We start from the raw sequence: 16,438 nt of genomic DNA, 5'->3' as shown, positions 1-16,438 counted from the left end.
CAACCACGACGATGCCGGCAAAATTGATCAAGAAGGGTTCTCTGATGTCCGTTTTTCTTCGCCGTACCTGCGGGGCGGTTCTGGCCTATACCTTTGCCGCGCAGGCCGCAGTCGCGGATGTGACCGCAAATGATGTCTGGGCCGACTGGCAAGCCTACCTGAGCGGGGTCGGCTATACCGTGACGGGCGATCAAAGCGTTTCGGGCGATGTCACGACCATCACCAACATGACCATGTCGATGGCCATTCCGGACACGGATGAACAGATCGACATGGTTGTGCCGGAAATGACGTTGACGGAAAACGGCGACGGGACCGTCACGATTGGCCTGCCCGACAGTTTCCCCATGACCATTTCGGGCGAAGCTGAAGGAGAGAGCTTTTCCGCCGAGCTGCTATACAACCAAGACGCCCTGAACATGGTTGTTTCGGGCTCACCGGACGAAATGAACTATGCCTATTCAGCGGCCAGCCTCGAAATTTCACTGGGAGAGCTGCAGTTTGGCGATGAAACCGTGTCATCGGATGTGCTGGGCGTCAGTGTCAATCTGAGCGATTTCTCTGGCACATCGTTGATGAAAATCGGCGAGATCCGTGATATCGCCCAACAATTCACAGCGGCGGATCTGAGTTACGATCTGGCGTTCGACGATCCTGAAAGCGACGATACAGGCCGGATCAGTGGCAAGCTGAACCAGCTGGCATTCAACGGCGATACCCGTATCCCGAACGGAGCTGATTTCGCGGACGTCAAAAGCATCTATGATGCGGGGTTCGCAGCCTCGGGCACTTTCACATACGGGTCAGGCAACAGCGAGATTTCAGGGGCGTCCGAAGGTCAGCCTTTTACCATGGGCAGTTCGTCCCAGGGCGGTCGGTTTACCGGCAGCATCGACGCGCAGCGTATCGTTTATGATCTTGAGCAAAACAGCTCGAATCTGGCCGTCACGACCTCGGATCTGCCTTTCCCGATCGAGATCGCGATGGAAACGGCCGGGTTGAAGTTCGAATTCCCGGTTCAGGCATCCGAAGAGATTCAGCCCTTTGCCTTCGCCATGAACCTGACCGAGTTCACCATGTCCGACGTGCTGTGGAGCCTGTTCGACCCGGCGGGCGCACTGCCCCGCGATCCGGCGACCGTGTCGCTGGACACCGAGGGAACGGCAAAGATTCTGGTCGATTTCATGGACCCCGAATCCGTCGAACATCTTGAGATTTCGGACGAAATGCCGGGCGAGCTGCATTCACTGAAAATCAACGAGTTGCTGATCTCGATGGTTGGCACCCGCCTGTCGGGCGATGGTGATTTCACCTTCGATAATTCCAACCTTGATCCAATCAACCCGCTTCCGGTTCCGGTCGGCGTAGCCAATTTGCAGCTTGTGGGTGCGAATGCTCTGATCGACACGCTGATCTCGATGGGGTTCGTGTCAGATCAGGATGCGCTTGGCGCGCGGATGATGATGGGCCTGATGGCCGTTCCGGGCGAAGAGCCGGACACCCTGAACTCGACCATCGAGTTCACCGAGGATGGTCAGATTCTGGCCAATGGTCAGCGGATCAAGTAACCTGGTGCCGGGGTGAGGCCGGTCCTGCGGCCTTACCCCGCCTCAAATCGACGTCGCAATTGTTCCGCAGGCCTTGCGGGACGCCCGGTCCGGGGCTAGGTCCAATGCATTCAGACCGGAGGCCTCATGACCCAAACACCCCAGAATATCAGCCAGACCCTTCTGGATGCGGCGCGCAAGGCAGGCGCTGACGCAGCAGATGCCATCGTAATTGACGGGTCTTCGGTTTCGGTCGAGGTGCGCGGCGGAGCGCTGGAACATGCCGAGCGGGCCGAGGGGACAGATCTGGGTCTACGGGTCTTTCTGGGTAAACGGCAGGCCATCGTGTCCAGTTCCGACAGTCGGCCCGAAACCCTGACGGCCATGGCGGAACGCGCGGTCGCCATGGCGCGCGAAGCCCCGGAGGACCCGTTTACCGGGCTTGCGGACGCGGCTCAGTTGATCACCGATTGGGACATGGACGCGCTTGAGCTTTTCGATCCCGCACCGGAACCCAGCGCCGATGCCCTGCTGCAGGACGCCCTGTCCGCCGAAGCGGCTGCTCTGGAGGTTGACGGTGTGTCTCAGGTCTCGGACGCGTCGGCGGCTTATGGGACCCACCGTGTTCATCTGGCGGCGACCAACGGCTTTTCGGGCGGGTATGCGCGCAGCAACCGGTCAACGTCTTGCGTGGCCATTTCCGGCGAAGGCACCGGGATGGAGCGTGATTATGACGGGGACAGCCGCAGCTTTCAGTCCGATCTGCGCAGTCCGGCTGATATCGGTCGCACCGCCGGTGAACGCGCCGTGCAGCAGGTGGGCGCGTGCAAGCCCGAAACCGGCACCTTTCCCGTGCTGTTTGACGAACGGATTTCGTCATCTCTGATCGGTCATTTGCTGGCCGCCAGCAATGGCGTGGCCATCGCGCGTGGCGCATCATGGCTGAAGGACAGCCTTGGCCAGCAGGTCCTGCCCGCGCAGATCTCGCTGATCGAGGACCCGCATCGCCCGCGTATTTCAGGCTCGCGCCCGTTTGACGCCGAAGGTCTGCCAACCCGGCAGCGCGCCATTGTCGAAAACGGCGTGCTGACCGGGTGGACATTGGATTTGTCCAGCGCGCGCAAGCTGGACATGGTGTCCACCGGCAATGCCGCGCGCGGGGTGTCCGGCCCGCCGTCACCCAGCAACTGGAATCTGAGCCTGACCCAAAGCGACCGCAGCCGCGCGGACCTGATACGGGATATGGGCACCGGGCTGCTGGTCACCTCGATGATCGGATCGACCATCAACCCCAATACCGGAGATTATTCTCGCGGTGCATCGGGGTTCTGGGTGGAGAACGGGGAAATCTCGCATCCGGTGAACGAATGCACCATCGCGGGCAATCTGCGTGACATGCTGATGCGGATCATTCCCGCCAACGACGCGCGCACGTATCTGTCGCGCGTCGTGCCGTCGCTGCTGATCGAAGGGATGACACTTGCCGGCAACTGACCTGTCCCTGCTGATTGATGCCGCGCACGAGGCTGGCCAGATCGCGACGCGTTATTCCGGGCCCCTGGCGCAACGCTGGGACAAACCCGAAGGCGCAGGACCGGTGACCGAGGCAGATCTGGCCGTCAACGCCATGCTCGAACGTGACCTGCAGGCTGCGCGCCCGGATTATGGCTGGCTGAGCGAAGAGACTGAGGACTCCGACACGCGCCTGACCCGGGATCGGGTTTTCATCATTGACCCGATCGACGGAACCCGCAGCTTTGCCGAAGGGTCACGGACATGGGCGCATTCACTGGCCATCGCTGAGCAAGGACGGGTCACTGCGGCAGTGATCTATCTGCCTTTGCGCAACCTGTTATATGCAGCGGCTGTGGATCAGGGCGCGACCTTGAATGGTGCTCTGATCCGGGTCAGCCAAAATCCTGATCTGACCGGGGCCGAAGTGCTGGCGGCCCGACCCAATCTGGACCCCCACCATTGGGCGACCGGAGTCGCGCCAGACTTCAAGCGCGTTTATCGTCCCTCACTGGCCTATCGCATGGCGCTCGTGGCACAAGGCCGGTTCGACGGGATGTTGACGCTGCGCCCCAGCTGGGAATGGGACATTGCCGCCGGTGATCTGATTCTGCGCGAAGCCGGAGGCACCTGTACCACCCGGCAAGGCAAGCCTCTGGTGTTCAACAACCCGACGCCGCGTCTGAACGGTGTGGTCGCGGCCGAGACACGCCTGCACGCGCAACTGATGACGGCACTGGACACGGACGGACCTGGTATTCCGGCATGAGCAAGCCAAGTTCACTCAGCCTGTCGATTTACCGGGTTCTGTCCTGGGGCGTTCCACAAGCCCCAAGGGCCACGCCACCACCCCGCCCCAAAGGCGAGCTTTTGTGGATACATGTCAGCGCTCCCGAACGCATGCGGGCCGTAAACGATTTCTGCAACCGGGTCCTGTCGGCCCGACCGGGATTATCCTTGCTGCTGACCGCCCCTGCGGATGCTGATCTGTCAAACTGGCCCGAAGGACAAGAACCTCTGAAGACCCTGCCGACCGAGCAGACCGGTGCCGCACGCGCGTTTCTGGAGCATTGGCGCCCTGACCTGGGCATCTGGATTGGCGGAGGATTGATGCCAAACCTTATAACCCGCGCAGACGAAGACGGCATACCGATGATCCTGATCGAGGCCGAACCGGACGTCAACGTGGCGCGCGGCGGGCGATGGCTGCCGGACCTCGCCCGACAAACGATGGAGTGTTTCGGCACGATTCTGACGACTGCCGAAGAGACCGCGCGCCAGATTCGCAAGCTGGGCGTAACCTCTGCGAAAGTCTCGGTCTCGCCACCGCTTTACATCAGCCCAAATCCGCAGTCCTGGCCTGAAGATGAATTGATCGAAACCAATCATGCGCTGGCCGGACGTCCGGTATGGCTGGCGGCATGGGTGCAGGACAAAGAGTTCATCTCGGTGCTGAGCGCACACCGGCAGGCGATGCGCATGTTACCTCGGCTGGCGCTGGTCCTGCATGTGGCCGACGCCGCCGAAGCTGGCCCGCTGCAGCGCAGGCTCGAGGCGATGGACCTGCGCTGCGCCCAATGGGGCGACGGTCAGCCGATCGAGGACACGACGCAGGTGATTCTGTCCACTGACCCCGAAGAGCTTGGCTTGTGGCACCGCGTGGCACCGGTGACCTTCATGGCAAGCTCGCTGGAACGCGGTGCGGGTGGACGGGATCCCCTGACCGCAGTGGCCTTGGGTTCGGCGGTCATCCACGGGCCGCATGTGGGCAAACATCGCGGGATTTACGATAGTCTGAAGCAGGTAGAGGCTGCGCTGACCATCAGAACAGCCACGGAATTGGGGGATGGCGTGGTCGAATTGCTTGCACCAGATCGCACGGCCCATATGGCGCTGGCCGGGTGGCAGGTGGTGACCGAAGGTGCGCCACAGGCAGATCAATTGATCGACATGATACAGGACAGGCTGGATCACCGGGAGGCACAGGATGCGCGCGCCTGACTTCTGGAATACCGGACCGGATCAACTGGATATGCGGGCGCGCCTGCTGTCGCCGTTGGGGCGCATCTACGCAGCAGCAACAGCCCGCAGATTGGCATCGGAAACCGGCATCAAACTGGACATCCCGGTCATTTGCGTCGGCAACCTGAACGCGGGCGGCACAGGCAAAACGCCCACCGTGATCTGGTTATTGGACCATCTGCGAGGTCGCTTCCACATCCCGCATGTGGTGACGCGCGGGCACGGCGGTTCATTGGACGGCCCGGTCCGCGTTGATCCAAGGGTTCACACCGCCGATCAGGTCGGGGATGAACCGCTTTTGCTGGCCGCCTTCGCAGACGTTTGGGTCGCCAAGGACCGTGCTGCCGGGGCAAAGGCGGCAGCGGCAGAAGGGGCAAGTGTAATCGTCCTGGATGACGGCTTTCAGAACCCCTCGGTCGCCAAGGATTTCTCGGTTGTTGTGGTGGATGCGGCCCGCGGGTTCGGCAACGGTCTGTGTTTGCCCGCTGGCCCGCTGCGCGAACCTGTTGCGGTCGGGCTCGCGCGCGCCGATCTTGTGTTGTCATTGGGCGAAGACGACGCGCAGACCGGATTTAAAACGCAATGGGGTGGCCAGTTGTCGGTGCCACATGCCACGGGCAAGGTCTGTCCGCTGCAAACCGGTATGGACTGGAGCGACGCCACGGTTCTGGCCTTTGCCGGAATTGGCCATCCTGAAAAATTCTTTCAAACCCTGCGTCAGCAAGGAGCCACCGTAGTGCGCGCCGAGGCTCTGGACGATCACCAGCCCCTGACGATGGCATTGATGACCCGGTTGGAGAATGAGGCAAAAGCCCTGAATGCACAGATGGTGACAACGGAAAAAGACGCCGTTCGTCTACCTGCTGCGTTCCGCAGCAAGGTTTTGGCGCTGCCCGTGCGCCTGCAGATCGAACAGGACCAGATGGTAAGCGAGATGTTGGCGCGTGTTGCGCCTTCACCGTAAGAAAGTGGCCAGCCCCCGGCGCAGGCTGACCACAGGACAGATCAGCTGCCCAATTCGTCTTCGATCAGCTTCTTGAAGCTGTCATAGGACTGGTTTTCAACTTTCTTGCCATTCACAAGGAAAGATGGCGTCGCCTGAACGCCGTCGCGTTCGGCGTTTTCCTGATACCAGGCCACCAGGGTCTGCGCCCGGGTGCCGTCCTGCAGGCAGGCTTCAAGCTGGTCCTTGTCGATACCCGCAAGGCGCCCGATCTTGCGCAGCTCGTCCACGATCTCGGCCGGACCACCGGCACGGGTCCATTCGGACTGACCCTCATAGATCAGATCAGAGATGCCAAAGAACTTTTCGGGGCCGCCACAGCGTGCCACCATCGAAGCCCACAGACCATAGCGGTCAAAATACACCTCGCGATAGATGAACTTGACCTTGCCTGTATCGATGAAGTCTTTCTTGAGCTGCTTATACGGCCCGGTGTGGAAATTCGCGCAATGCGGGCAGGTATACGACGCATATTCGATGATTTCGACCGGTGCGTCCTCGGCCCCCAGCGTCATTTCGACGATCGAGGATGTATCCAGATCGGCTTCTTGCGCCTCGGCGCTGCCGATCAGCGGATTGGTCGGGTTGGAATTTGACAGCGACAGCCAATAGCCGCCTGCGGCGATGGCAACAGCTGCACATATTCCGGTTGCAATACGGCTCATGTACTCAGCCCTTTCTCAGCATTTTTGCTTGGATAAAACGTTACGGCCCAGACGTTCAAGAGCCGCGCGCAAGTCACCGTCATGAACGTCGCGTGCGACTTTTCCGGCCTCGGCCACGATCTCGGGTGCAATCTCGGGTTTCGCTTGTTTCGGCTTGTGGTCGAAACTGGCCTGCCCCTCGGCAAATCCGGTCGGAGCGGTCTGCGTGATGCGGATGCGATTGATGGCGTTATACCCGTAAACGGCATTCACCTTGTCCCGCAGCTGTTCCTTTTGCATCTCCAACATCGGAGCCTGCGGTCCGGTTGTCAGGACGGTCAGCGTCGCGCCAAACCCGTTGCGTCCGTAACCCACATTTACGGGCCGTGCGACAGAAGCAATATCCTGCCCGACAATGTCGGCCCAATGGGTCAGCAAGCGCGAAATGGCAAAACCGCGGCTTTCACCCGCACGCCTGATCTGATCGTTCAGAACGGACGCGGTTCGTTTGAACCCACGGGTCGAGGAACGTCTGCGTTGCATCTGGTTTCCAACTCCTGCACCGCTATTGTAGTAGGCTGGGACCCCGGCGCCAGCGAAACCCGACAAGGAGTTGAATAAAACTTGCGAGACGGCCATGACATTTCTGTGAGTGACGCGTTGTTGGGCTGGTACGACCGCCATGCGCGCGTGATGCCGTGGCGGGTTGGTCCGTCGGACCGCGCGGCAGGCGCTCGCCCTGACCCTTATCGGGTCTGGTTATCTGAGATCATGTTGCAACAAACTACCGTTGCAGCGGTGCGGGACTATTTCCTACGCTTCACCACGCGCTGGCCCACAGTTCAGTCTCTGGCGGCGGCTCCGGACGCGGACGTCATGGGGGAATGGGCCGGTCTGGGCTATTACGCGCGTGCCCGAAACCTACTGAAATGCGCACGGGTGGTGGCGGAAAAGCATGGCGGGCACTTCCCCGATACCTATGACGCCCTGATTCAACTGCCCGGTATCGGGCCGTACACGGCCGCCGCGGTTGCCGCCATCGCCTTTGACCGCCCCGAGACCGTGCTGGACGGCAATGTCGAGCGGGTAATGGCCCGGTTTTATAACCTCCATGACCCTCTGCCCGGTGTGAAGCCGGTTCTGAAACTCAAAGCCGCCGGGCTGACGCCGATCAATCGCCCCGGCGACTATGCGCAGGCGGTGATGGATTTGGGAGCCACCATATGCACCCCCAAGTCTCCGGCCTGTGGGATTTGCCCCCTGCGGGACCCCTGTCAGGCGCGGCAAGCGGGTACGCAGGCCGATCTGCCCCGCAAATCGCCGAAAAAGCCCAAACCCACCCGGCACGGGCATGTCTACATCGCCAGACGCGCGGATGGTGCGATGCTGTTGCAACGACGCCCGGACAAAGGTCTGCTGGGCGGAATGCTGGGATGGCCGGGGTCCGACTGGTCCGAATCTCCGCCCGAAGCGCCGCCGTTTGAGGCGAACTGGCAGGTGTTGCCTGCTGAGATACGCCACACTTTCACGCATTTCCATCTGATCCTGCGGGTCTGGAGCGCCGAAGTGCCAGACGAGCTCGCGCCCGCAGGTCTTTCCATTATCGAAAAACACGCCTTCCGGCCCGGCGAATTGCCGACGGTCATGCGCAAAGCCTATGACCTGTGGCGCGGCCATTAGAGCGCTGTGCAAATCCAGCTCCCCGGTCTAATTTGCGCACAACCTGTCGGAGACCTCAGATGATTGCACCAGATATCCTGTCACGCTGGCAATCCGCGCTGCCCTTTTGGGTTTCGATGCTGCTGATCCCATTGATCTGGATCACCGCGTTTACCGGCGGTTGGTGGATCATATTGGTGCCCCTGTCGACCTGGTGGGCCTTTGCCATCCTTGACCGATTTACCGGTCTCAATCTGGAAAATGCGGACCCACAGACACCCGACACACAATTGCGCTGGTACATCGCCCTGACCAAGATTTGGGCCCCGGTTCAGTTCTTCACGCTATTTGGGCTGATCTGGTTTACGGCCCACAGCACGCATCTGAGTTCAGTCGAGAAAATCGGCCTGTTCTTCGGTATGGGCGTGATCTCGGGCACGATCGGGATCAATTACAGCCATGAGCTGATGCACCAGAAAGGCCGCGCAGAGCGGTGGCTGGGGGATATCCTGCTGGCAATGGTTCTGTATTCTCACTTTCGGTCGGAACACCTGCTGGTCCATCACCGCTATGTCGGCACACCGCGCGACCCGGTCACCGCCCGGTATAACGAAGGGTTTCACCGCTATTATCCCCGCGTCCTGCGCCAATGCCTGATCTCGGCTTTCCGGGCCGAGCGTGACAAGCTGGCCCGAAAAGACCGGCCCTGGACCGACCCGGCCAACCCGTTCTGGCGATATTGGGGCTTGCAGGCTGCGATGCTGGCTCTGGCTTTCCTGTTGGGTGGCTGGGCCGGGCTCGGCCTGTTTCTGGTGCAGGCGGGCACCGCGATCTGGCAGCTGGAGCTTGTCAATTACGTGGAGCATTATGGCCTGACGCGCAAATATCTGGGCGACGGAAAATATGAGCGGGTCCGGCCGCGCCACTCGTGGAATGCATCACAGAAGGCCAGCAATTGGTTGCTGATCAACCTGCAGCGCCATTCGGACCACCATTACAAGCCAAACCGCCGCTTTCCCCTGTTGCAGCACCATTCCGAGGATGCAGCTCCGCAACTGCCCCATGGGTACCCGGTGATGACAATCGCGGCGATGATGCCGCCGCTCTGGCGGCGGGTGATGAACCCCAAAGTGCGGGCGTGGCGGCGACAGTATTACCCGGAAATTACCGATTGGCTGGCCTACAACAAGGCGCGAAATCCGATGCCCGGGGCATGACCGCAGCGCGCATTCGCGCGCTGCCGGGCCCAACTGGAAAAGTCGCATCTTTGATGCAATGCTGACAGGCGGGAGCACCGGATTATGTCAGCGCCCAGATGTCCATTGGTGCGGCGACCCCACGTACTTGCTGCGCGGGTTTTTGTTCAAACCCGGACAACAGGCCCGGGTTCGCGGGGGCGTCCGGCACGGCCTGCGCACGGAGTACATCGCTGATTATGACGCGCGCGCCAAAATCTCGGGTCAGTGCCTCCAGCTTGGCGGCGACATTCACCGCATCCCCGATCACGGCAAATTCCAGCCGGTTGGCCCCGATATCGCCCAGAACGACCTGGCCGAAATGCACGCCAATGCCCACTTCGATCTCGGGCTCACCTGATCGCCGGCGATCCAAATTCCACCGGTCCATCGCCCCGACCATCGCGCGGGCGCAGGACAGGGCGTTGCTTGCATCCTCGGGCGTGGGCACAGGCGTCCCAAAGGTCGCCATCAGCCCGTCGCCCAGATATTTGTCCAGCGTGCCGTGATGGCGAAACACCTCAGTCTCCATCCGCGCGTGAAACCCGCGCAGAACCTCGATCACCTCATAAGGATCGCGACCGGCGGCGAATCTGGTGAAACCCACGATGTCGATGAACAAAACCGCCACATCCTCTTTCCGCACCTGCTTCAGCGGCTCATCATTCTGGCTCAGCTCGTCGATCACGTTGGGCGAGAAATACCGAGACAGGTTCGCCCTCTCCCGCTCCAGGCCCGCATTCGTCATCAAGAGACGATTGAGACGGCGCATGGAGATGCCCAGCGTCACGGCGACCATCATGAAAACGATCACCTGCTGGATGCGAAGCGATGGATGATAGCTGTTGGGATCCATCAACTCAGCCACATCCGGATAGCCCGCCAACGCCCCGGCCACACGTTCGCTGAGGCCCGGAATAGGGGTCGCCACCCACCAGGCGACGAGCCATCCGGCCGTCCACATCATCGCCGTCCAGAGCCCGATTGCCACGACCGTGCGCCAGGAATATGCGAGGGTCCCGGCGGCAAGAATGATGAAGAAATACTGGAAATTGTCGAACTGATACTGCATCGCCAGCGGCCGTACATCGTCGCTGAACGGGTTCGGAACGATCATGCCCAAGGTCATGATCAGCAAATCGGCGAAGATCAACAGCAGCTCGGCCCGGGACTGCCCCACCCGTCCGGCCCGCCGGATCATCCAGCCATTAGCGCAGATCAACAGCAGGATGAAGTGATACCACATCACCTCCCAATGAGGGTTCAGAAAAACCAGCAGAACACCGGTCAGACCCATCGCAACCCAGCGCGCACGAACGGCAAGTTCCAACCCTTCACGCTTGTGTCGCTCCAGCGCAGCTTCAGTATACTTGTTGTCCTGATCTTGCACGTCGGCGCGTGATAACAAAAACCGGCTGAAAGGCGAGCGGCTGGCTGTGGTGTCGGACATTGTTGAGGTTCCCTCGCTGCGCTGCGGCTTTCGGGCACTCATACAGAATCAGGAATGTGATTGAAACAAAAAGACCCCGCCGGGCACGGCGGGGCAAGGCTTAGTGCCATGTGTCAGGCCACAGGCACCGGCGGTATTCAGTTATGCATTTCAGCCCGGATCTGCTGGCGCAGCACGTCGATCGGCACTGTTTTTCCGTCACGCTTGAAACACCAATAGGTCCAGCCATTACAGGACGGCGCGTTTTCCAGATGCGCCCCCACCTGATGAATCGAGCCCTTGACGTTGTCGCCCACCAGCGTGCCGTCGGCGCGCACCTTGGCCTTGTGGCGCTGGTTCATGGAATAAAGCTCTTCGCCTGGTCGCAGCATGCCACGTTCGACCAGTTGGCCAAACGGCACGCGCGGCTCGGCGCGTTTGCTGGCGCTGACTTCCAGCGCCTCGCGGTCAAACTTGCGGACCTTGGCGATGCGCTTCTCGGCCACCTTGCGGTAACTTTCCTCGCGCTCGATCCCGATGAATTCGCGGCCCAGCATCTTGGCAACGGCCCCGGTTGTGCCGGTGCCAAAGAACGGGTCCAGCACTACGTCGCCGGGATTTGTCGAACCAATCAGAACGCGGTGCAACAGCGATTCCGGCTTCTGTGTCGGATGCGCCTTGTCGCCGTTCTCATCCTTCAGGCGTTCATGCCCGGTGCAGATTGGCAGCACCCAATCGCTGCGCATCTGCACACCTTCGTTCAGGGCCTTCAGCGCCTCATAGTTGAACGTGTACTTCGCGCCTTCGCGCTTGGACGCCCAGATCATCGTCTCATGCGCGTTGGTGAACCGCTTGCCGCGGAAATTCGGCATCGGGTTCGATTTGCGCCAGACAACGTCGTTCAAAATCCAGTATCCCGCATCCTGCAAAGCCGAGCCCACACGGAAGATATTGTGATATGAGCCAATCACCCAAATCGCACCATTGGGTTTCAGCAGACGATGCGCCGCCTTCAGCCATTCGCGGGTGAACTGGTCATAGGCCCCAAAGCTCGAGAACTGATCCCAGTGATCATCGACCGCATCAACCTGAGAATTGTCGGGCCGGTGCAACTGACCCTTCAGCTGCAGATTATATGGGGGGTCCGCGAAAATCAGGTCAACCGACGCCTCGGGCAGACTGTTCATCGCCTCGATGCAGTCCCCGGATAGAATCGTGTTTAAAGGGAGCGCGGCTGCGCCCTTTGTCTTGATTGTGGTCATATCACTGCCTCAGTTCCACGGCGCTTTTGCGCTCATTTGGTTGAGACAAGGATGAGTCAAAGATGATTCGCCGTCAAATTCTTTTTTGAATCAGTGACTTACGATTTACTCTTGATACAAGATATTGTGGACCGGTTTGAACGAACGTCTATGGTGTGGGGTCACACCAAGATTTCGCAGCGCCTCGCGATGCATTTTTGTCGGATAGCCTGCGTTTGACTCCCATCCATAACCAGGATGCTGTTGCGCCAAATCCACCATGACCCGATCGCGCCAGTTTTTTGCAATGATTGACGCCGCCGCAATTGAAACTGATCGTGCATCCCCCTTGACCACCGCTTGCGATGGCAGGCCCAGATGGCGCGGAATCATATTCCCATCGATCAACAGATAATCCGGCGGCGGGTCCAGCGCGGCTACCGCGCGCTCCATCGCAAGATGCGAGGCGCGCAGGATATTGTGTTCGTCAATTTCAGCGACCGAGGCTTCGGCGACAGCCATTTCAGCCCGCGTCCGCAAGGCATCCTCCAACACAGCGCGCCGCTTTGCCGTCAGCTTTTTTGAATCGTTCAGTCCATCCGGAACATCATCCGGGTTCAAAACAACTGCTGCCGCCACAACCGGACCTGCCAGCGGGCCGCGCCCCACCTCGTCCACGCCTGCGATCCGGACATATCCGCGCGCCAGCAGTGCCTGTTCCAATTCGAAATTTGGTGTCGCCATATATCCGGAAAACCGCGTTTCGCGGCACGGTGCAAGAAAAAAGAAAGGGGTGACTTAAGCCACCCCTTCCCAGCGCGGCGCTTCTTTTTGGCGCCGCTCCTGCTCGAAACCCAATTACCGATAAACCACGCGGTATCCGTTGTGGCGCAGGCATGACGGTTCATACGCCCGCTTTACCGTCTTGCCATTCCAGAAACCGACCTTGCACTGCTGGGGCAGGCTATGGGCATGTTTGTAATGCTTTTTCAGACATTTCGGCGCCAGCAGAGGCTGATGATGTGAATAGTGTTCATATTTGCGCAAACAGCGCTGCGGCAGATTATACCGGGCCACGTGCTTTGGCAGCGGTCGCACATGGTGCTTTTTTGCCTTGTGGTGGTGGTGCTTCTTCTTTTTCACATAATGTTTCTTCACGTATTTTCGCGACACCGAGTCTTTGCGCTGCTCCTTGTGATAGTGATGCGCTGCTGCGCCAATGATGGCGATAGCCGCCAAACCACCCAGAAGATCGCGTGTATCCGCAGCCCGGGCTTGCGAGGCTGACACACCGGTAATGGCAACTGCGGTCGCTACGATCAGAGCAATGAATTTCTTATGCATGATGCAGGTCCTTTCGGGTTCTGAGGCGACCCCGTTACGGACCGCGTATTTGATGCCCCAAACCTGCGCCCACCCCCGTTAGACAAGCAATATCGACAGGTTGTTATCGGATATCAGCACTGCGAACCCCCTACAGTTATTGAATATCCGGCCAACACATGCGCAGGATGCAGCTTATGAAACAGATCCTCTCTTCTCTGCTCATAGTGGCGCTGGTATCGGTTGGCTCTGCGGCGTCAGCGGCGGATTGTTATGCCGATTACAAGGCCAAACAGGACAATCCCCTGCGGCTGCATTACGGCGTCATGAAGGTGTCGGGCTGCAACAAGGGCAAGGCAAAAAATGAAGTCGCCAAGCGATTGAAACGGTCGGGGTGGACGCTGCTGAATGTCATGTCCGTCTTTGGACCGGAAGGGTTGGATCAAAGGAAGGCCAATGCCGGAAAATTCTATCTCCGTTACTGAGGCCCGCCGGTCCGGTGTCCGTCTGGTCGGCCTGGGTATTGCCGCCATCGTCGTGATCCTTGTGACCGCGGCGGTGTTTCTGTTCTGGACCCTGCCCGATGCCAACGCCTTCAACGCGAGAGTCGAGCGGCTGTTTGTCGAATCTGATCTGACCTCGCAGTCCGAAATTCGCCTGTTGGAAATTCTGGCGCAATCCGGCACTGCCTTTGCGGATACGCTGTCCAGCTACCGGATGGTGATCTTTGTCCTGCTGGTCTTTGCCAGTGCCATGCTGGTGACCGCATTGGTGTTTCTGGTCATGCTGGTGCTTCTGAACCGCCGCATGGCGCAGATCGAACGGACAGGTATTCAGGTCACGTCCCTGCTGATCAGCCGGGAAGAGAACACGGTTTATCTTAACAACATGGATTTCAAACTGACCCCGGCGGCGATGGAGACCCTTTCGGTGCTGGCTGAATCCCGCCTGGACGATGAAGTTCTGTCGGGCGTCCAGATCGAGGCGATGATCTCGGGCAAAAATGCCGCCGATTGTGACGAGGCGGCCGGCGCCACCCGGATCAAACGCTTGCGCGATGCGTTGGGCAATCAGATGGTCAGCGAATTGCTGGTCAAGAATATCGCCAAGAAAGGCTATATGCTGTCGATCGAAAAAGACGTGATTCAGATGGTCTGACACCGTTTTTCGCGGTAGATTCGCGGCTTCCCCTTGGAATCCAATCGCCAAGAGCCCATCCTTTAGGAACCCAGGGCTCGGGAGGTTACAGATGAACGTCCACGCCACACCAAAACTCAAAGGCTATGGAATTTCGGTCGAGCCGCTGCAGGGTCGCATCGCGATTTATCGTGGCGATATCATGCTGGCCGAAAGTCACAATGCCAAGGTCATGTACGAAACCCGGTTGCCGCCCGCCATCTACGTGCCGCGCGCGGATCTGTGTGTCGAGTTGAGCCCCGAGACGGAATTGCAGACCTTCTGCCCCTTCAAAGGGACGGCGACCTATCATGATATCAGCCTGCCTGATGAACGATTGACAAATTCCATCTGGGCCTACGAGGACGCCCTGCCGGAAAGCGCCGCGATTCAGGGGCATATCGGTTTTGCGCCGGATGCTGCCACGCGGGTTGATCTTGGGGAAAACACACTGCGCGATCCCGATGACGGTAATATCAGCGGCCCTCTGATCGATTGGCTGATGCGCGGCGCGTCGGAGATTCAGTCACCGGACGCCTTCACCCAGGCACTGGCCGAAAAGATGCTGGAACACGGTATCGCCATTCAACGCCTCAGCACGCTGGTCTGGTCTCTGCACCCGCTGATCGCTGGCAAGCACTATGTCTGGGAGAAAGATGCCGAGGAAATTTCGACCTTCACCCCAACTTATGAAATTCACGATCACCCGGCCTTCACCAACAGCCCTTTGCGGCACGTGTCGAACGGGCTGGGCGGGGTGCGTCAGCGTTTGAACGACGACAATCCGCATAACAGTTTCCCCATCATCGAGGATTTGCGCGCCAAGGGCGCAACGGATTACGTCGCGATGCCTTTGCCCTTTTCCGATGGACGAACAAATGTGCTGACGCTGACCTGCGATCACCCCGACGGGTTCACAACCGAAAATCTTGGTCTGGTTTTTGAATGCTCCTCGGTCATCGCACGGTTTTACGAGGTGTTCACCCAACGCGAAAACGCGCAGGTCCTGCTGGAAACCTATGTCGGCAAACGGTCGGGCGCGCGGGTTCTGGGCGGAGAAATCCGGCGCGGAGACGGCGATGACATCGATGCGGCGATCATGTTCTGCGATCTGCGCAACTCGACCTCATTGGAAGAACAGCTTGGTCGCAGCGCCTATATCAACGTCCTGAACGCGTTTTTCGAAACCGTGTCCGGTATCGTGCACGACCACGATGGTGAAGTTCTGAAATTCATCGGCGATGCTGTGCTGGCTGTATTCCCGGCAGGGGACAACGCCGCGCAGGCCCGTTCGAACGCCCAAAGCTCGGCCGTCAAAATCGTCGAAAAACTGGCCGAGTTGCGCAGCTCGGACGCTGATCATCACTGCGACTGTTCCATCGGCGTCGCCTATGGGCAGGTGACATATGGCAATGTCGGTTCACAAGAACGGCTGGATTTCACTGTGATCGGCCAAGCTGCCAATGTAGCGGCACGATTGGGTGAATATGGAAAGTCTATAGGTCACAGAGTCGTTGTCTCGCAGGATATCGAGCCCGCATGCGAACATGCGATTTCGCTAGGACCAATTCAATTGCACAACGTGTCTAAACCTGTGTCTTCTTACGCGTTACGCGGCCCAGCAGATGAGGTTCTGGATGCCTGATC

At 59.4% G+C, this 16,438-nt stretch carries 16 protein-coding genes; 10 read left to right on the top strand and 6 right to left on the bottom strand.

The features are described from left to right. The first annotated feature begins 44 nt into the window (after positions 1-44). The 5 genes from ACRZ9X_RS13110 (at position 45) to lpxK (ending at position 6,045) form a co-directional block, all read left to right on the top strand. A complete protein-coding gene (locus ACRZ9X_RS13110; protein WP_480519519.1) occupies positions 45-1,568 on the top strand; it encodes a DUF2125 domain-containing protein in 1,524 nt (507 codons plus the stop codon). A 126-nt stretch (positions 1,569-1,694) separates the two neighbouring features. Next, a complete protein-coding gene (locus ACRZ9X_RS13105) occupies positions 1,695-3,041 on the top strand; it encodes a TldD/PmbA family protein (protein ID WP_480519517.1) in 1,347 nt (448 codons plus the stop codon). Further along, complete coding sequence (locus tag ACRZ9X_RS13100; RefSeq protein WP_480519516.1) at positions 3,028-3,828, top strand: 3'(2'),5'-bisphosphate nucleotidase CysQ; 801 nt, start codon at positions 3,028-3,030, stop codon at positions 3,826-3,828. The genes ACRZ9X_RS13105 and ACRZ9X_RS13100 overlap by 14 nt, the downstream gene beginning before the upstream one ends. Continuing rightward, positions 3,825-5,060, top strand: a complete 1,236-nt coding sequence (locus ACRZ9X_RS13095) for a 3-deoxy-D-manno-octulosonic acid transferase (RefSeq protein WP_480519515.1) — start codon at positions 3,825-3,827, stop codon at positions 5,058-5,060. Before ACRZ9X_RS13100 ends, ACRZ9X_RS13095 begins: the two co-directional genes overlap by 4 nt. Next, on the top strand, positions 5,047-6,045 hold the full coding sequence (lpxK, locus tag ACRZ9X_RS13090; RefSeq protein ID WP_480519513.1) for a tetraacyldisaccharide 4'-kinase: 999 nt from the start codon (positions 5,047-5,049) through the stop codon (positions 6,043-6,045). The genes ACRZ9X_RS13095 and lpxK overlap by 14 nt, the downstream gene beginning before the upstream one ends. Before the next feature lie 41 nt (positions 6,046-6,086). Here lpxK and ACRZ9X_RS13085 read toward each other — a convergent pair whose 3' ends face one another. Together ACRZ9X_RS13085 and ACRZ9X_RS13080 are read right to left on the bottom strand one after the other, a co-directional pair. After that, a complete protein-coding gene (locus ACRZ9X_RS13085) occupies positions 6,087-6,749 on the bottom strand; it encodes a DsbA family protein (protein WP_480519511.1) in 663 nt (220 codons plus the stop codon). 15 nt (positions 6,750-6,764) lie between these two features. Next, positions 6,765-7,271 (bottom strand): DUF721 domain-containing protein, encoded by a 507-nt coding sequence (locus tag ACRZ9X_RS13080; RefSeq protein ID WP_480519509.1) that lies wholly within the window; start codon positions 7,269-7,271, stop codon positions 6,765-6,767. Between the two features lie 105 nt (positions 7,272-7,376). Here ACRZ9X_RS13080 and mutY point away from each other — a divergent pair, with 105 nt between their 5' ends. Both mutY and ACRZ9X_RS13070 read left to right on the top strand, forming a co-directional pair. Next, a complete protein-coding gene (mutY, locus tag ACRZ9X_RS13075) occupies positions 7,377-8,408 on the top strand; it encodes an A/G-specific adenine glycosylase (RefSeq protein WP_480519507.1) in 1,032 nt (343 codons plus the stop codon). Between the two features lie 59 nt (positions 8,409-8,467). Continuing rightward, positions 8,468-9,604 (top strand): alkane 1-monooxygenase, encoded by a 1,137-nt coding sequence (locus ACRZ9X_RS13070; RefSeq protein WP_480519505.1) that lies wholly within the window; start codon positions 8,468-8,470, stop codon positions 9,602-9,604. A gap of 82 nt (positions 9,605-9,686) precedes the next feature. On the opposite strand, the gene ACRZ9X_RS13065 is transcribed toward ACRZ9X_RS13070, so the two are convergent. From ACRZ9X_RS13065 to ACRZ9X_RS13050, 4 genes are all read right to left on the bottom strand, one after another. Continuing rightward, positions 9,687-11,072, bottom strand: coding sequence for an adenylate/guanylate cyclase domain-containing protein (locus ACRZ9X_RS13065; RefSeq protein WP_480519503.1), 1,386 nt, complete (start codon positions 11,070-11,072; stop codon positions 9,687-9,689). Positions 11,073-11,209: 137 nt separating this feature from the next. After that, positions 11,210-12,313 (bottom strand): DNA methyltransferase, encoded by a 1,104-nt coding sequence (locus ACRZ9X_RS13060; RefSeq protein ID WP_480519501.1) that lies wholly within the window; start codon positions 12,311-12,313, stop codon positions 11,210-11,212. Between the two features lie 105 nt (positions 12,314-12,418). After that, a complete protein-coding gene (locus ACRZ9X_RS13055; protein ID WP_480519499.1) occupies positions 12,419-13,036 on the bottom strand; it encodes a ribonuclease HII in 618 nt (205 codons plus the stop codon). A 114-nt stretch (positions 13,037-13,150) separates the two neighbouring features. Beyond that, on the bottom strand, positions 13,151-13,636 hold the full coding sequence (locus ACRZ9X_RS13050) for a hypothetical protein (protein WP_480519498.1): 486 nt from the start codon (positions 13,634-13,636) through the stop codon (positions 13,151-13,153). 176 nt (positions 13,637-13,812) lie between these two features. On the opposite strand from ACRZ9X_RS13050, the gene ACRZ9X_RS13045 reads away from it, so the two are divergent. The 3 genes from ACRZ9X_RS13045 (at position 13,813) to ACRZ9X_RS13035 (ending at position 16,436) form a co-directional block, all read left to right on the top strand. Next, the gene (locus tag ACRZ9X_RS13045) at positions 13,813-14,100 is read left to right on the top strand and encodes a hypothetical protein (RefSeq protein ID WP_480519496.1); all 288 of its coding nucleotides are present in this window, start codon (positions 13,813-13,815) and stop codon (positions 14,098-14,100) included. Beyond that, entirely contained in the window at positions 14,072-14,773 is a 702-nt protein-coding gene (locus tag ACRZ9X_RS13040) for a winged helix-turn-helix domain-containing protein (protein ID WP_480519494.1), read from the top strand. Before ACRZ9X_RS13045 ends, ACRZ9X_RS13040 begins: the two co-directional genes overlap by 29 nt. A 91-nt stretch (positions 14,774-14,864) precedes the next feature. Beyond that, positions 14,865-16,436, top strand: coding sequence for a DUF427 domain-containing protein (locus tag ACRZ9X_RS13035; RefSeq protein WP_480519492.1), 1,572 nt, complete (start codon positions 14,865-14,867; stop codon positions 16,434-16,436). Positions 16,437-16,438: the final 2 nt, after the last annotated feature.

The sequence above is a fragment of the Ruegeria sp. AL1 genome (genome assembly GCF_056540905.1).
The sequence above is the reverse complement of the archived record's forward strand: the minus strand, read 5'-3'. Positions and strand labels throughout refer to the sequence as shown.

Excerpts from the sequence above, each read along its gene's own strand:
- ACRZ9X_RS13110 (WP_480519519.1), top strand. The coding sequence starts at position 45 with ATGTCCGTTTTTCTTCGCCGTACCTGCGGGGCGGTTCTGGCCTATACC.
- ACRZ9X_RS13105 (WP_480519517.1), top strand. The coding sequence starts at position 1,695 with ATGACCCAAACACCCCAGAATATCAGCCAGACCCTTCTGGATGCGGCG.
- ACRZ9X_RS13095 (WP_480519515.1), top strand. The coding sequence starts at position 3,825 with ATGAGCAAGCCAAGTTCACTCAGCCTGTCGATTTACCGGGTTCTGTCC.
- lpxK (WP_480519513.1), top strand. The coding sequence starts at position 5,047 with ATGCGCGCGCCTGACTTCTGGAATACCGGACCGGATCAACTGGATATG.
- ACRZ9X_RS13085 (WP_480519511.1), bottom strand. The coding sequence starts at position 6,749 with ATGAGCCGTATTGCAACCGGAATATGTGCAGCTGTTGCCATCGCCGCA.
- ACRZ9X_RS13080 (WP_480519509.1), bottom strand. The coding sequence starts at position 7,271 with ATGCAACGCAGACGTTCCTCGACCCGTGGGTTCAAACGAACCGCGTCC.
- ACRZ9X_RS13070 (WP_480519505.1), top strand. The coding sequence starts at position 8,468 with ATGATTGCACCAGATATCCTGTCACGCTGGCAATCCGCGCTGCCCTTT.
- ACRZ9X_RS13065 (WP_480519503.1), bottom strand. The coding sequence starts at position 11,072 with ATGTCCGACACCACAGCCAGCCGCTCGCCTTTCAGCCGGTTTTTGTTA.
- ACRZ9X_RS13060 (WP_480519501.1), bottom strand. The coding sequence starts at position 12,313 with ATGACCACAATCAAGACAAAGGGCGCAGCCGCGCTCCCTTTAAACACG.
- ACRZ9X_RS13055 (WP_480519499.1), bottom strand. The coding sequence starts at position 13,036 with ATGGCGACACCAAATTTCGAATTGGAACAGGCACTGCTGGCGCGCGGA.
- ACRZ9X_RS13050 (WP_480519498.1), bottom strand. The coding sequence starts at position 13,636 with ATGCATAAGAAATTCATTGCTCTGATCGTAGCGACCGCAGTTGCCATT.
- ACRZ9X_RS13045 (WP_480519496.1), top strand. The coding sequence starts at position 13,813 with ATGAAACAGATCCTCTCTTCTCTGCTCATAGTGGCGCTGGTATCGGTT.
- ACRZ9X_RS13040 (WP_480519494.1), top strand. The coding sequence starts at position 14,072 with ATGCCGGAAAATTCTATCTCCGTTACTGAGGCCCGCCGGTCCGGTGTC.
- ACRZ9X_RS13035 (WP_480519492.1), top strand. The coding sequence starts at position 14,865 with ATGAACGTCCACGCCACACCAAAACTCAAAGGCTATGGAATTTCGGTC.